The following is a 14612-nucleotide window of genomic DNA, read 5'->3' as shown; positions in this document are numbered from 1 at the left end:
CCCCAGAATGATCCCTTCACGGCTTTCCCTCAACCCGGTCACCGCTGTCAGGAGCGCGCCAGGAATCCAGGGGTTGCCGCATGATCAGGCGCTGGTTCGCCTTGGTTCGCTTTGGTTCGCTTTGGTTCGCCTACTGCCCCGCCGTGGTCGACGCGGCAGGGGCGGCTTCCTGCGTGGCGTCCGTTTCGGCATAGGAGAGGAAGTCGTCGACCATGCGATGGAAGAGGGTGGCGAGCTGTCGCAGCTCCTCGGGCGACCAGTCGGCCAAGGCCAGCTGCATGCCGCGAGTGCTGGACTCGCGGATGCGCCGCACGGCCTCCTGACCGGCCGAGGTGAGCTGGATGCGCTGGGCGCGGCGGTCGTCGGGGTCGGGGACGCGGGTGACGTAGCCGGCCTTCATCAGTTGCTGCACCTGGCGGGTGACGTGGGAGGCTTCCACCGCGAGCCGGTTCGCCAGCTCACCGGGACGCAGGGGCTCCGAGTCGGCGATCTGCCGCAGGAGGGCCACCGCGGCACGGTCCAGCGGTACGCCGGCCAGCGCCATCAGGCGGTCATGCTGTCGGGCGCGGCTGATCAGATAGGAGATACGGGTGAGGGCTCGCTCGATCTCGATCACTTCCGTCGAGGCGGAGTCGGGTAGGGGTGATGGTGTGGACATACGCACCACTTTACCATCTCATTGCCTAACTCAAGTAAATTCTCCGCCCCGAGCGGTGCGAGTGATCACCGGGACGGTCACCGTCCGTTGAGTTGAGCGCCGGCCGCCGGTATCGCGACCGGTACCGTCTCATGCCACGCCGCGCGTGTCGCAATGGCCTGCCGCCATGGCCGGATCGCCTTGGGCGGCATGCCGACCGCGAGGGCGCCGGTCAGCCGGTCGCCGGTGCGATAGGCGGCCACGAACCGTCGTCGGCTCAAGTCACCGTCGACGACGGCGACTTCGTCGTGGCCGCGCAGGTAGCCGTAGGCCTGGACCTTCATGTCGTACTGGTCGGACCAGAAGTACGGCACCGGTGTGAACGGCTTGCGTGCCTCGGGGCGCAGGAGGTTGCGGGCCACGGCCATGCCCTGCTCGGCGGCGTTCGTGCGGTGCTCGATGCGCATCGGCACGCCGAACAGCGCGTTGTACCAGCGGGCGACGTCCCCTGCCGCGTACACTCCCCCAACCTTCGGCCGGGGGGACCCCCAGGCGGCCTCGCCGTACTCGTCGCAGATCAGGCCATCGCCCACGCTCAGGCCGCTGTCCGCGAGCCACTCGGTGTTCGGCAGGGAGCCGACGGCGACCAACACCGCGTCGCCCTCGACCAGTTCACCGTCCGCGAGCCGCACCCCGCCCCCGGTCACCGCGGTCACCGTGACTCCGGTACGCAGCTCCACCCCGTGGTCCAGGTGGGCCTGCGACAGCACGCGCCCGACCTGCTCGCCGACGGCGTGGGCCAGCGGCACCGGTGCCGGTTCCAGGAGGGTGACCGCACAGCCGAGGCCGCGGGCCACCGCGGCGGCCTCCGCGCCGAGGAACCCGGCACCGACCACTACCAGGTGCCGTCCCGGTGCCAGCCGGTCACGCAGGGCCAGGGCATCGTCCACGGTGCGCAGCACGTGCGCGCCGTCGCCGGGCAGCTGGCGCGGCCGCACGCCGGTGGCCACGATCAGGCCGTCGTACGGCACCCGCGTCCCGTCGGCCAACACCACCGTACGGTCGGCGAGTTCAAGGCCGGTCGCGGCGACGCCCAGCCGCAGGTCGAGGTCGAGGCCGTCGAAGTCTGCGGAGGGGCGCAGCGGCAACCGGTCGGTGCTCCACTCGCCGGAGAGGATCTGCTTCGAGAGCGGCGGCCGGTCGTAGGGCGCGTTGGGCTCCTCACCGATGAGGGTGAGGGTGCCGTCGTAGCCCTCGCGACGCAGCGTCTCGGTCGCCGCGAGCCCGGCGGCCGAGGCGCCGACGACTACGATCCGCTTCACTCCTCCACCAGCCGGAGCGCCGCGGCCGGGCAGACCGCCACGGCTTCCCGTACCCCGTCGAGGAGTTCGTCGCCGGGCCGCTCCTCCAGCAGGATGGCGACGCCGTCCTCCTCACGCTGGTCGAACACCTCCGGGGAGGCCATGACGCACTGTCCCGCCGCCACGCATTTCGGTTCGTCCAGTTCCACTCGCATGATGTGTTCCTTGCTCCTTGGTACGTTCGCCGACGCGGGATGGGTCACCAGGTGACGGGAAGGGAGTGGACCCCGTAGGTGGTGCCGGTGTGGTCGAACTCCAACTCGTCGACATTCGCGGCCAGTTGGAGGGTGGGGATACGGCGGTAGAGGGTGCCGTAGACGACATGGAGTTCCAGGCGGGCGAGGTTCTGGCCGAGGCACTGGTGCGGACCGTAGCCGAACGCCTGGTGCTGGCGGGCGGGCCGGCTCAGGTCCAGCCGCTCGGCCTCGGGGAAGGCCTCCGGGTCCCAGTTGGCGGCCTGTATGTCGAAGATCATGCCCTCACCGGCACGGATCGTCAGGCCGCCGATCTCGATGTCCTCGAGGGCGACCCGGCGGACACCGGTCTGAAGGATGCTGAGGTAACGCAGCAGTTCGTCCACCGCGTTCCCGATCACCTTCGGGTCCTCGGTGTCGCGCAGCACGGCCAGTTGCTCGGGGTGCTGCAGCAGGGCGAGCGTGCCGAGGCTGATCATCGTGGCGGTGGTCTCGTGTCCGGCGATCAGCATGGCCACACCCATGTTGACGGCCTCGGCGTGCTCCATCTCACCGGCCTTGACCCGGCCCGCCATCTCGGACAACACGGCATCGTCCGGGTTCTCGAGCTTCTCCCGGAACAAGGTGTCGATGTACTGGCCCAGCGCGCGGCTCGCCGCCGTCGCCTCGTCCGCGGAGAGTGAGTTGTCCAGGGCGAGACTCGCGTTGCGCTGGAAGAACGCGTGGTCCTTGTACGGCACGCCGAGCAGTTCGGCGATGACCAGCGAGGGCACGGGGAGCGCCAGCGCCGTGAGCAGATCGGCCGGCTTGGGGCCGGCCAGCATGTCGTCGATCATGCCGTCGACCATCTTCTGGATGGCGGGCCGCATGGCCTCGATCCGCTTGACGAGGAACGGCCCGTTGACCGTCCGGCGCAGCCGGGTGTGCTCCGGAGCGTCCGTGTTCGTGATCAACTTCGGGGTGTGGGGCGCGATCTGCGCCCGGTGCGCGTTGACGTGCGGAAAGCCGGGCTCACAGTCGTCGTTGCTGACGCGGGGGTCGGTGAGCAGGGCGCGCTGGTCCGCGTGACGGGTGATCAGCCAGGGCGTACCGCCGTTCCAGATCCGCACTTTGGTGATCGGTTGCTCCGCCCGCAACGGCTCCACCGCCGGAGGCGGGGCGAGCGGGCAGGCCTCCGCCCTGGGCATCGGGTACGCGGGAACCGGCGCGTCGGCGTGCGCGGGACAACCGGTCAGGGTGTCGGCCATGTCTCTCCTCGGCAGTGGGGGCTCCGACGGGATCGGAGACCGGGGATACGGTGGTCGAAGGCCTCGATGAGCACATGCAAACAGAGCGCTCTGACAGCTTCCGGTCAGTTACCTGACAGCAAGCTGACGTGAGGCAGGTCACAGGCCGGTGGCGCCGCGTCGGGGCGTAGATCAGGTGGGCCGACCCTGAGCGCGCCAACTCCCCTACCGCGCAAGGAATTTCTTGTTCAAGCGGTCAGGCGGTCAGGCGGTCATCATCAGCAGCATCGTCGCCATCGACCCGCCCATGCCTACGTGACCGGCCAGGCGCGCGTTCGGCGCCGAGAGCACCGTGGGCTTCCGGTGTGCCCGGCGGTGGCGCGCACTGCCACCGGTTTCCGCGGTCTGCGGCGATCCGTCCGCGCCCCGCATCCGGGCTCGTACCGCCAGGGCCATGAAGACCAGGAAGTACGCGGCCAGGACCCAGAAGGTCGCTCGCCAGGCGACTGTGGATCCCGTGGAGGCGGCGGCTTCGGTCATGCCGTGGGCATCCATGCCCTCCATGCCCTCCATGCCTCCCATCCCGGCCATGCCCGGCATGGCTCCGTGCCCATGCCCGGAGGAGCCTGCCAGTGCGAGCACGGGCCCCGACGCCGCGCCCGGCATGGCCAGGGTCATCAGCACCATGGCGGCGCTGCCGATCACCAGGTGGGCGCCGTGGTGCAGGTGCCGGAGGCCTCCCTGGGTCGCACGCCGAACGGACTGGGCCACGCCCCCGACACAGAGCAGCCCGAAGACCGCTGCCCACCACACGCCGTGCGTGCCGTAGAGCGCCGCTGTCGGAGGCGCGGACATCACGGCCATGCCTGCGCCCATCACCGCCTCGGCCCCCGCTTCGTACCGCGCCCAGCCCGTGACCATGGCCATCCGGACGAGGTTCCCGACAGCCACCCCTGTCCCCAGTACCACCAACGTCCAGCCCAGGTACTCTCCCGTCACGTCGCCACCCTTCACGAGAGCCGGTCCTCCGGCTCGCCGATCGCCGACTACTACGTACACGCTTAGTACGTAGGGTTCGGTGGTACGACTCACGACGGCGTGGACCAGGTGCTCAGTGCGCTCCGGCACGGGCGAAGAGGTGGAACTCGAAGCCGCGCCGCGCGGGCGGGAAGCAGTGCGGCACACCCATCAGCGGGAACGTGCCGCCGAACTGGTGCACGGTGGCGATGCCCTGGGCGGATGCGTCGCGAGGGCTGTCGAAGACGACCGGTTCGCCGTTGACCTCGATGCCGGTCCGACAGCCTCACGTTAGGACAAGTCGGACCTCCGTGCTCTCTCAGCCGGCGTGAAGGATCCGAAAGCGACCGGGTTCCGCCGGATCGCGATCAACGACTTGGACCGGCGTCGAGGCCCATTGCCAAACGCTGATGCCCGGCGTGCGGGAGAACTGGATCTGCCCGCGGGTGCCTTCGACTGCAACGCGCGGCCAGAATTCGGCAGTGCACGCCCGGTCCGTGCCGTGAGAACGCAACACATCGGCGAGGACGGCGACCGTGTCGTAGCCCTCGAAGGCGACGAAGGAGGGCGCTTCGCCGAGCCGCTCGCGGAGGACCTTCTCGACTCGTGCACCCAGTGGGCTGAGGCGCTCGGGAAGGTAGCGCAAGAACGGGACCTCGGCGCTGTCGTCGCCCAGCAACGTTGCCCATTCGGCGAACTCCGGTTGTCCGGCCGGAGCACCAATCATGATCTCGGCGAGGCGCTGGTCGCGGCGGACAGACTTGACGATCGGCACGGCCGGCTCCGGGTGGCCGACCAGAAGAAGGAGGGCTGTCGCGCGATTGTCGACGAGTTCGTCGCACACGGCCGCGGGGGTGAGCGCGCTCATGTCGAGTTCGATGACGGCGCCGCCGCGTGGAGCGAGGTAGTCCCGCAGAATGCGGGTCCCAGATGCCCAGTAGACACTCGGCTGGGTTGCTACGGCGATTCGGCTGTGGCCCGCGCCGAGGAGGAAGTCTGCGTAGACCTGCCAGCCGCGGGACTGCGGCGGGGAGAGGCGCGCGACCCATTCCGTTGGCTGTTCGGTGAGCGCGTCGAGTACGGCTGACGAGCAGAGGAACGGCAGGCCGAGGGCGTCGGCCCTGCCGGCAGCGGCGCGAGCGACGACGCTGTGATACTCCCCCGCCAAGGCAGCCACACCCAGGCGATCCAATTCATCTACGGCCGCCGTGGCCCTCTGTGGATCAGCCGCGGTGTCTCGGACCACCAGCTCGAGTGGTCTTCCGACGATCCCGCCGGTGTCATTGACTTCGCGGACGGCCAGCTCGAGTCCAGCGAGCAAGTGCTGGCCCGCCTCTACCCAGCCAGGCCGAGTGAGCGGAACGAGAGCGCCGACCTGCACTGATGATCCGCCAGTCCGCCCCGTTCCAGATGCTGATGCTGATGCTGATGGTGGCGTATTCATGCGTTGGCGTCTCCCGCGTGACGATTCGCTCGCAGGTTGCCCAGATCGCCGAGTGGCAGGACCCGGTGGTACACGTCCATCTCATCTCGCCGTGGCGAGCGCACCTGCGTGATCATGCCGGACATTGCATCCATGACCATCGCCAACCGGCAACCGATTATCTGTTCGCTGAGCTGCCAGGCTTCAAGAACACACCCTTGGCGGAGCGCAGCACCGCATGATTGTCGGTGACCTCGTCCAGGGTCCGGTCCAGGCGCGCGACCAGGTCCGCCGATGTGCCGCAGAGGTGGTGGCGAGGTCGATGTGCACGCCCGTGGGGACCAGGCGCCGGCCACGAATGCGTCCTGCCCCTGTAGCCAGGCCGAACCATACGAACCCCAGCAGAATCAATCTCACCGGGATTTCCTGCGCCTCAACTACTCACACCCGTCACCGGTGAGCCAGCGCAGGGCGAACCAGAGCTCCATCCGGACGTCGAGATCCTGAAGGTCCACGTCGAGCAGTTCGGCTGACTTGGCGATGCGTCGGCGCACGGTGTTGCGGTGGATCTCGAGAGCGGCTGCGGTGCGGTCCCAGTTGCCGTGGTGCGCGAGCCAGGTGCGCAAGGTTTCCAGCAGAACGGCGGAGCCGGGCGCGGAGGCTTTGGCGAAGGGGGCGAAGCGGGCCTGAGCGAGTGCGACGGCATCGCCCGCACTGACCAGGGAATGCATGGTCAGGTCCTGGGCGCGGTGCTGTGCCAGGGACGAGCCCGTGGCGACGGCATGGCGCAGCATGCGATCGGCCTGCCTGTCGGCGATCGCGAGGTCGGCGGCGGCGACGGGCGAGCTGATGCCGAGGGTCCAGCCGAGGCGGACGGCCGGGGCGAGGTCGGGCGGTGGGGAGCCGGGGGCGCTCGGGATCAGCGCGCACAGAGTGGTGCCGTCGATGTCGAGGTAGGGGGTGGCCAGGGCGGTGCCGAGGGCAGCCAGTTGCACAGGGGCCCCGCCGGGACGCGCCGTTGCCCCGGGGCCCGGCCTCGTGAGGCGGCCGTGGACCACGACCCAGCTGTCCTGCCGTGCGGCCGACGACAGAAGCGGGGCCACGTCGACCGGGTCCTGACCGAGCATCAGGCGGACCAGTGCCGCGGACGCGCGGGTGTCGGTGCCCAGGGCGTGCCGGGGCGTGGTGAGCAGGGACAGCAGGACGAGAGCGGTGCCGATCACGGACCGGTGCACGACGGTGGGCGCCACGGTGGCCGCGACGCCGAGAACGAACGGGCCGTCGGCGGTCTGTGCGGGGAGGGTGTGCACCGTGAGGTGGACCTCGGCGTGGTGCTCGGCCGCTGCCGTGGGCGGCTGCGGCCGCCCGTCGGCGGAGCGGGACCGCACGCGGGCCGTGGTGCGCGCGGCGAGTGCGCGCACCTGATCCGCGGCGGGTGCGCTCGGCCGGGTGCCGGCGGCGAGGAGTTCGTTGCCGAGCGGATCGAGCAGGACGGTCCAGGCGCCGAGCCGTGCGGCGAGTTGGTGCAGAACGGCTCTCAGTGCGTCCGTACGGGCCGCGGCCGTGGCCAGGGCGGCCTGGGCCTCGGAGATCTGGCGCAGTTCCTGGTGCCGGGCCTCGGCCATGGCCGCGTGCGCGGCATGGTTCACGGCGACGAACGGCGTCTCGGGCGGGATCCGCAACAGGGGCAGTCCGTGCCGGTCGCAGGCTTGAATCAGGGCGGGCGGGACCTCGTCGTGCACGGGGGCCACACCGAAGCCGAGCGCCGCGATGTCCGCCTGGACGACGCGCCGTACGTAGGCGTCGATGCCGTCGGCGGTCTCCGGAAGGCGGACGCCGGCGATGAGCAGGAGTTCGCCTCCGAGCAAGTACGGGGCGGGGTCTTCCAGTTCCGTGGTGCCGATCGTCCCGACGAGGCGGTCCTCTCGGGGCCCGGCAACCTGCCGCATCCCCAAACCGGCGTCGGCGAGCAGAGTGCTCAGCGGGATCGCCGGAGTGCCCGGCGCGGGTGGGGCGGAGGTGGTCGGCGGCATGTGCGGTTCCTCGGAATCGTCGTGCACCACCGGCGGGTTGATTCATCCCTCGGCAGTCAGGATATGAGACGAATCCGCCACTGTGGTGTCAAGGCCCCGGCGGCCTACGGTTGTCGGACTCCCACCAGACACCGGGCACACACCCTTCCGCACCGGCACCACCGTCCCCCACGTCCCCCACCGTGGTCCAGCCCGGCTGTCGCCCCTGAGCAGCAAAGCCGCCGCCCTACCCGGCCCGCGCGCAGCCGCTCCCTCATTCGAGCATCCCGGTACCGCGTTCCCCGACGCGGGCCGCCAAGGACCGGAGGACGTCATGGGCGTCGACTACGTAGTGATCGTCGGATATCTGCTCGGCATCGTCGCCGTCGGGTGGTGGGGCAAGAGACGCGCCCGTTCCACCAGCGACTTCCTCGTCGCCGGACGGCGCCTCGGCCCGGCCATGTACTCGGGCACCATGGCCGCCGTGGTCATCGGTGGCGCGTCCACCATCGGCGGTGTACGTCTCGGCTACACCTACGGCCTGTCCGGTGCCTGGATGGTCTTCGCCATCGGCTTCGGACTGCTGGCACTGAGCATCTGTTTCTCCGCCCGCATCGCCCGTCTGCGGGTCTACACCGTCGCCGACATGCTGTCTCTTCGCTACGGCGACTCGGCCAGCGTCATCTCCGGCCTGGTGATGTGGATTTACACCCTGATGCTCGCCGTCACCTCCACCATCGCCTACGCCACCGTCTTCGACGTCCTCTTCGACGTGCCCCGCTGGGCCGCCGTCGTCATCGGCGGCACGATCGTGGTCGGTTACTCGGCCCTCGGCGGCATGTGGTCGATCACCCTCACCGACATGGTGCAGTTCGTGGTCAAGAGCATCGGTGTTCTCGTGGTGCTGCTGCCGGTCGCGGTCGTGAAGGCGGGCGGTTTCTCCGAGCTGTCCGCCCAACTCCCCGACAGCTACCTGTCGTTCGGATCCATAGGCGGCGAGAGCATCTTCACCTATGTGCTGATCTACACCTTCGGCATGCTGATCGGCCAGGACATCTGGCAGCGCGTCTTCACCGCCCGCAGCGACAGGGTCGCTTCCTGGGGCGGCACCGTCGCCGGCCTGTACTGCCTGTTCTACGCACTGGCCGGCGCCGTGATCGGCATGGCCACGAAGGTCCTCCACCCCCACCTCGCCGACGCGGACAGTGCCTTCGCGACCATCGTCAAGAGCGCCCTGCCCACCGGCGTCAAGGGCCTGGTTCTGGCCGCCGCCCTGTCCGCGATGATGTCCACCGCCAGTGGCGCCCTGATCGCCTCCGCCACCGTGGCCAACAACGACATCTGGCACCGACTGCGTGCCCTCGGCGGACGAACCGTCCACCGGCAGACCGGCGAGGACCACGACGAAATCGCCTCCAACCGGATCGCGATCATCATCCTCGGCGCGGTGTCCATCGCTCTCGCCTGCCTGCTCGACGACGTCCTCGCAGCCCTCACGGTCGCCTACAACCTGCTGGTCGGCGGCCTGTTGGTGCCCATCCTCGGCGGTCTGCTCTGGAAGCGCGGCAACTTGCCCGGGGCTCTCGCGGCCATGACCGCCGGCAGCGTCACCGTCATCGCCCTGATGGCCACCGAGGGCATGCTCGCCAACGAGCCCATCTACTACGGCCTCGCCGCCAGCCTGGTCGCCCATGTCGCGGTCAGCCTCTCCACCCGGCCCACCGATGCGCGCGTCCTCGACCAGTGGCGCCGCCGCCTCGCCGGGCAGGCCACCGATCCCGGCAGCGGCCGAGCCGCGCAGCCCAAGACGGCAGCCACTTCCCTCTGACGCTTCGACAGGAGTTCAGTTCCATGGCCACCAACGCCACACCCGCTGAGACCGCCTCGCCCACCGCCGCAGCCACGTCCATGCCCACCGGACAACAGGCCCACAGCGAGGAAGAACAGCGTCTGCGGAGCGAACTGGCCGCCGTCTACCGGCTCGTGGCGCACTTCCGCATGACCGACCTGATCTTCACCCACATCTCGCTGCGGCTGCCGGGGCCCGACCACCACTTCCTCATCAATCCCTACGGGCTGCTCTTCGAGGAGATCACCGCCTCCAGCCTCGTCAAGATCGACCTTCATGGCAATGCCGTCGAACCGACCCCGCACGCGGTCAACCCCGCCGGATTCGTCATCCACAGCGCGATCCACGCCGCCCGGCCCGACGCGCACTGCGTGCTGCACACCCACACCAGGGCCGGTTGCGCCGTCGCCGCGCAGCGGGACGGACTGCTGCCGGTCAACCAGATGTCCATGGAGTTCCACGAGCGAATCGGCTACCACGACTACGAGGGCGTGGCCCTCAACCTCGACGAGCAGCAGCGCCTTGTCGCCGACATCGGTGACCACCCCGCGCTCATCCTGCGCAACCACGGCCTGCTCACCGTCGGCGAGACCGCCGCCGAGGCGTTCCTGCGCATGTACTACCTGGAGAAGGCTTGCGAGATCCAGGTCGCTGCCCAGGCCGGCAACACTCCCCTCACCCTGCCGCCCGCCGACGTGCGCGAGCAGACCGCCCGCCAACTGCGCGGCGAGGAACACGGCTCGGACCTCCAGGACCGCCAGGCCTACGATCTGGCCTGGCAGGCCCTGCTCCGTCTGCTGGAACGCATCGCCCCCGACTACGCGGACTGATCGCCGCCACGTCACCGGCTCCCGTCCCGCCGTACGGTGACGGCGGTGGTCATCGTCCTGGTGTGGTCGACCGTGCGTATGTCTCCTTCCAGCCGCACCTGCACCGAGGAGCCCCGGTCGCCCGCCGACTGCGCGACGGTCAGCGTGATCCCGCCGGGTTCGACGCGTCGGCGCAGGTCCCTTCCGGTGAAGCCGGTCATGTCCATGTAGACCTGGAACTCGACGACGCGGCTCTCACGTGCGGCGAGGTCGACACGGGTGAAGCCGATCAGCTGGCAGACGGGGCGGGTGACCGAGGCGACCGGGTCGGTGAGGTACAGCTGGGGCACCGCCGTGCCCGCCAGGGTGCCAGGTACGTGCCCGGCTGGCGTGCCGGCCGATGGCGTACGGGCGGCCCGACACGACGACGAGCACGGCCCGCCGCGCGGCGTCGAGGACGGCCTCCACCAGGTCGTCCTGCACTCCCGGGCGTGAGCACGCCGACGTCGCATCCCTCGCCCGACGTCCCCTCCCCGAACATCCCGGAGCGGTCGCCGACGACGAGAACCGTCAGATCGGCCGTCGCGGCCGCGGTCACCCGCTTCGATGCCACTTCGGTCCTCGCCGGTGACGGGGCACCCGGGCTCGTGGCGCACGGCGGCGCCGGGGAACTCCTGCCGGATGGCGTCGAGAATCGTGGGGGCGTCGACGCCCATGGGGGTGGTGGGGCGGTCCAGGAGCAGGTTGGTCAGGAGGAACGGGGACAGGTGGTTCACCTGGAACGACATCTCATGACCGTCGACGCTGGTCCGGTGGTCGGCGAACATGGCGCCCGCGTTGTTGGCCAGGATGCCGATCCGGTCGTAGGCGGTCGGCAGGTCGGCGGCGAGGCCGCGCACGCTGTCCAGCGGTGCGAAGTCCGCCAGGTGCGCCCGGCCACCGGCGTCGGCGGCGACTGCTGCCGTCTTCTCCTGTGAGCGGCCCACCGCCGCGACGGTGGCGCCACTCCATGTCCACCGATGCATCGCGGCGGCTGCGCGCCGACGCCGCGCGAAACTCCGAGAGGATCCTCCGGGCCGCGCGGGAGGTGTTCGCCGAGTGCGGTCCGGGGGCGATGCTCGAGGACATCGCCCGCCGCCGCGCCGGGGTGGGTATCGCCACGCTCTATCGCCGCTTCTCCAACAAGGAAGCCCTGGTCAGGGCCGCGGTCGAGCTGAGCATCACCGAGCAGCTCTCCCCCGCCATCGAGCGGGCGCTGGGCGACGACGACCCCAGACAGGGCCTGGCCACCCTGCTGCACGCGGCCCTGGCCATGATGGCCCGCGGGCGCGACACCCTGGCCGCCGCGGACAACTCCGGTGACCTCACCGGTGAGGTCACCGCCCCGTTCAACGACGCCCTGGAGCTGCTCGTCCTCGACTCCCTGTCCTCTGTCGGCGCCAGCCCGCCGCCTCCCGCGGCTCCCCTGCTGAAGTGCGGTGAGGGGCACCAGAGCCCCCCACGCGTGAGCCAGGAACAGGGCCCTCGCTTCTGCCGGCCGCGCGGCCAAGTCGCCTGTATCAAGCAGCCCTGTTGCGACCAGCACGCCCACAGACACAACGAGGGCCGCTTCCCATCGCTGAGAAAACGGCCCTGAGCTGCGACTTCAAAAGTCGGGACGACAGGATTTGAACCTGCGACCCCTTGACCCCCAGTCAAGTGCGCTACCAAGCTGCGCCACGTCCCGATGCGCTCCGCCGCAGTGAACGGCGTGATCGCGCAATCAGAACTCTACCCCACACCCCGGCCGGGCCCGAAAGCGGCGTGGGGGCGAGGGACAATCGGCGTATGAGCGCTACTTCTGATGTCGGACGGGACCGGGACGCCGAAGGGCGAGCCCGCAACGCGCGGCCACGGGACGGGCTCGGTCGGCCCCTGCCGTACGGGGCCGACGGGGTGGAGCGGCAGCCCGAAGGGGTCGTACGCACGCCCGAGGAAACCGTCGCCGAGGCGCAGTCGCTGATGGCGGCGGGGAAACCGTTCCACGCACACGAGGTCTTCGAGGATGCCTGGAAGTCGGGGCCCGAGGAGGAGCGAGCGCTGTGGCGGGGGCTGGCGCAGCTAGCGGTGGGGCTCACGCATGCGGCTCGGGGGAACGTGACGGGCGGGGCGCGACTGCTGCGGCGCGGGGCCGGGGCGATCGAGGAGTGGGGGGCGGAGGCCGGGCGGGAGCGGCCGCATGGCGTCGATCTGCCTGGACTCGCCGCCTGGGCACGGGAGTTGGCGGGGACTGTGGAGCGGGAGGGGGCCGCGGTGGACGCGGAGGCGTGGGCTCCTCGGCTGCGCGGGAGGACGGCGTAGCAACGGCGTAGTACGCGAGTGCGGCGCGATGATGGGGCGTATGGGGCGCGGCTCGTTTTCCTTTCCCGGCTGTTCCGGTCCGGTGCGGTGACCGGGCTGTCAGTGGCGTGGGGCAGACTCGGGGTGTGCGAAAGATTCATGTCATCGGCATCGGGGCGGGCGACCCCGACCAGCTGACCCTTCAGGCGGTCAAGGCTCTGCGGAGCACGGACGTGTTCTTCATCCTGGACAAGGGCGAGGTGAAGTCCGACCTCGTCCGGCTGCGCCGTGACATCCTCGACGCGCACCTGCCGGACAGGGCGTACCGGCTGGTGGAGGCCCGGGATCCGGAGCGGGACCGGGCCGCCGGGGGCGCGGGCTACTCCCCCGCCGTCGGCGACTGGCGCAGCGCCCGCGCCGACATCTACGAGCGTCTGATCGCCGAGGAGCTGGGCGAGGACCAGAGCGGGGCGTTCCTGGTGTGGGGCGATCCCGCGCTGTACGACAGCACGCTCGGGATCCTGGAGGAGATCCTCGACCGGGGTGCGGTGGCCTTCGACTACGACGTCGTGCCCGGTATCAGCAGTGTCTCGGCCCTCGTCGCCCGCCACCGTACGGGCCTCAACCGTGTCGCCCGGCCCGTCCAGATCACGACGGGCCGGCGTCTCGCCGAGGGCTTCCCCGAGGGCGTCGACGACGTCGTCGTCATGCTCGACGCCCACCAGATCTTCCAGAAGTACGCGGACCAGGACATCGACATCTACTGGGGCGCCTACATAGGCACCCCTGACGAGATCCTCGCCTCGGGGCCCCTCGCGGAGACCGCACCCCGCATCGCCGAACTCCGCGCCGAGGCGCGCGAGCGCAAGGGCTGGATCATGGACACGTACCTGCTCCGCAGGCGGCCGCGGGGATAGGAAGCCCCGGGCTGGGGCGGGGCGGGGGCGGCAGACCGCCGGACGCGTGCGTCCGGCGGATGCGCGCGTCCGTCACGGCGAGTTGAGGCCCAGCCGGGTCAGCGTCTCGGCGACGTCGGAGGCAGGTGTGACGCCCTCGGGCAGCGGAGGGCGGCGTACGACCACGACCGGCAGGCCGAGTGCGCGGGCCGCCGTCAGCTTGGCCGACGTCGACGCGCCACCACTGTCCTTGGTGACCAGCACGTCGATACGGCGCTCGCGGAGAAGGGCCGTCTCGCCCTCCACCGAGAACGGGCCGCGTGCCAGCAGGACTTCCGTGTGGAGCGGCATCGGCGGCCCGGGGGGCTCCACCGAGCGTACGAGGAAGTACAGCTCAGGTACGCCCGCGAAGGCCGCCAGGCCCAGGCGGCCCGTGGTCAGGAAGACGCGGCGGCCCAGCGACGGAAGCAGATCGGCGGCCTCGGCGAGGGACGCCACCGAGTGCCAGCGGTCGCCTGGACCCGGTTCCCAGCCGGGCCGGCGCAGGACGACGGCCGGCACGCCCACGGCCGCCGCGGCCCGCGCGGCGTTCGCGGTGATGCCCGCCGCGAAGGGATGCGTGGCGTCGGCAACGGCGTCCACACGGTGCGCGCGCAGCCACTCCGCGAGCCCCTCCGCCCCGCCGAACCCCCCGATGCGTACGTCCCCGTCGAGCGCCCCGGGCCGGGACACCCGGCCCGCGAGCGATGTCGTCACGCGCACGCCGGGCCGGGCGGCGAGGGACGCGGCGAGTTCACGGGCCTCGGCCGTGCCGCCGAGGACCAGGACGTGCTGGTGGGACATGGCGTCGAGCGTACGGGGCCCGGAAG

15 protein-coding genes and 1 tRNA gene are annotated in these 14612 nt (G+C 70.5%); 6 read left to right on the top strand and 10 right to left on the bottom strand.

What is annotated here, in order from left to right:
- Positions 1-130: 130 nt before the first annotated feature.
- The 6 genes from FE633_RS00915 to FE633_RS00885 all read right to left on the bottom strand — a co-directional run bounded on the left by FE633_RS00915 (position 131) and on the right by FE633_RS00885 (position 5879).
- A complete protein-coding gene (locus FE633_RS00915) occupies positions 131-658 on the bottom strand; it encodes a MarR family winged helix-turn-helix transcriptional regulator (protein WP_138043046.1) in 528 nt (175 codons plus the stop codon).
- A gap of 77 nt (positions 659-735) precedes the next feature.
- Complete coding sequence (locus FE633_RS00910; protein ID WP_138043045.1) at positions 736-1959, bottom strand: NAD(P)/FAD-dependent oxidoreductase; 1224 nt, start codon at positions 1957-1959, stop codon at positions 736-738.
- Complete coding sequence (locus FE633_RS00905; RefSeq protein WP_119100893.1) at positions 1956-2153, bottom strand: ferredoxin; 198 nt, start codon at positions 2151-2153, stop codon at positions 1956-1958. Before FE633_RS00905 ends, FE633_RS00910 begins: the two co-directional genes overlap by 4 nt.
- Positions 2154-2197: 44 nt before the next feature.
- Positions 2198-3439 carry a cytochrome P450 gene (locus FE633_RS00900; RefSeq protein WP_138043044.1) on the bottom strand — a complete coding sequence of 414 codons (1242 nt, stop codon included), beginning with the start codon at positions 3437-3439 and terminating at the stop codon, positions 2198-2200.
- A gap of 243 nt (positions 3440-3682) precedes the next feature.
- The gene (locus tag FE633_RS00895; protein ID WP_138043043.1) at positions 3683-4417 is read right to left on the bottom strand and encodes a DUF5134 domain-containing protein; all 735 of its coding nucleotides are present in this window, start codon (positions 4415-4417) and stop codon (positions 3683-3685) included.
- Positions 4418-4754: 337 nt separating this feature from the next.
- Positions 4755-5879: an ABC transporter substrate-binding protein gene (locus FE633_RS00885; RefSeq protein WP_138043042.1), complete on the bottom strand. Its 1125-nt coding sequence runs from the start codon at positions 5877-5879 to the stop codon at positions 4755-4757.
- Between FE633_RS00885 and FE633_RS00880 the strand changes: the two genes are divergently transcribed.
- Positions 5819-6100, top strand: a complete 282-nt coding sequence (locus FE633_RS00880) for a hypothetical protein (RefSeq protein ID WP_171059739.1) — start codon at positions 5819-5821, stop codon at positions 6098-6100. The genes FE633_RS00885 and FE633_RS00880 overlap by 61 nt on opposite strands.
- Positions 6101-6295: 195 nt before the next feature.
- Here FE633_RS00880 and FE633_RS00875 read toward each other — a convergent pair whose 3' ends face one another.
- Positions 6296-7891 carry a PucR family transcriptional regulator gene (locus tag FE633_RS00875; RefSeq protein ID WP_138043040.1) on the bottom strand — a complete coding sequence of 532 codons (1596 nt, stop codon included), beginning with the start codon at positions 7889-7891 and terminating at the stop codon, positions 6296-6298.
- A 313-nt stretch (positions 7892-8204) separates the two neighbouring features.
- On the opposite strand from FE633_RS00875, the gene FE633_RS00870 reads away from it, so the two are divergent.
- Positions 8205-9698: a sodium:solute symporter family protein gene (locus FE633_RS00870; protein ID WP_138043039.1), complete on the top strand. Its 1494-nt coding sequence runs from the start codon at positions 8205-8207 to the stop codon at positions 9696-9698.
- 80 nt (positions 9699-9778) lie between these two features.
- Complete coding sequence (locus tag FE633_RS00865; protein WP_138043146.1) at positions 9779-10549, top strand: class II aldolase/adducin family protein; 771 nt, start codon at positions 9779-9781, stop codon at positions 10547-10549.
- Positions 10550-10560: 11 nt separating this feature from the next.
- Here FE633_RS00865 and FE633_RS46975 read toward each other — a convergent pair whose 3' ends face one another.
- Complete coding sequence (locus tag FE633_RS46975) at positions 10561-11514, bottom strand: fibronectin type III-like domain-contianing protein (protein ID WP_246113343.1); 954 nt, start codon at positions 11512-11514, stop codon at positions 10561-10563.
- A gap of 23 nt (positions 11515-11537) precedes the next feature.
- Between FE633_RS46975 and FE633_RS00855 the strand changes: the two genes are divergently transcribed.
- Complete coding sequence (locus tag FE633_RS00855; protein WP_138043038.1) at positions 11538-12164, top strand: TetR/AcrR family transcriptional regulator; 627 nt, start codon at positions 11538-11540, stop codon at positions 12162-12164.
- 16 nt (positions 12165-12180) lie between these two features.
- On the opposite strand, the gene FE633_RS00850 is transcribed toward FE633_RS00855, so the two are convergent.
- Positions 12181-12254: transfer RNA gene (locus tag FE633_RS00850), tRNA-Pro, on the bottom strand.
- A gap of 101 nt (positions 12255-12355) precedes the next feature.
- On the opposite strand from FE633_RS00850, the gene FE633_RS00845 reads away from it, so the two are divergent.
- Both FE633_RS00845 and cobF read left to right on the top strand, forming a co-directional pair.
- The gene (locus tag FE633_RS00845; RefSeq protein ID WP_138043037.1) at positions 12356-12868 is read left to right on the top strand and encodes a DUF309 domain-containing protein; all 513 of its coding nucleotides are present in this window, start codon (positions 12356-12358) and stop codon (positions 12866-12868) included.
- Positions 12869-12993: 125 nt separating this feature from the next.
- Complete coding sequence (cobF, locus tag FE633_RS00840; RefSeq protein WP_138043036.1) at positions 12994-13764, top strand: precorrin-6A synthase (deacetylating); 771 nt, start codon at positions 12994-12996, stop codon at positions 13762-13764.
- A gap of 72 nt (positions 13765-13836) precedes the next feature.
- Here cobF and FE633_RS00835 read toward each other — a convergent pair whose 3' ends face one another.
- Positions 13837-14586, bottom strand: a complete 750-nt coding sequence (locus tag FE633_RS00835; RefSeq protein WP_138043035.1) for a cobalt-precorrin-6A reductase — start codon at positions 14584-14586, stop codon at positions 13837-13839.
- Between the last annotated feature and the right edge of the window lie 26 nt (positions 14587-14612).

Source organism: Streptomyces montanus, assembly GCF_005786655.1.
Lineage (GTDB): Bacteria > Actinomycetota > Actinomycetes > Streptomycetales > Streptomycetaceae > Streptomyces > Streptomyces sporangiiformans.
Note: the sequence above shows the minus strand (reverse complement) of the source record. Positions and strands in the feature narration are given on the sequence as shown.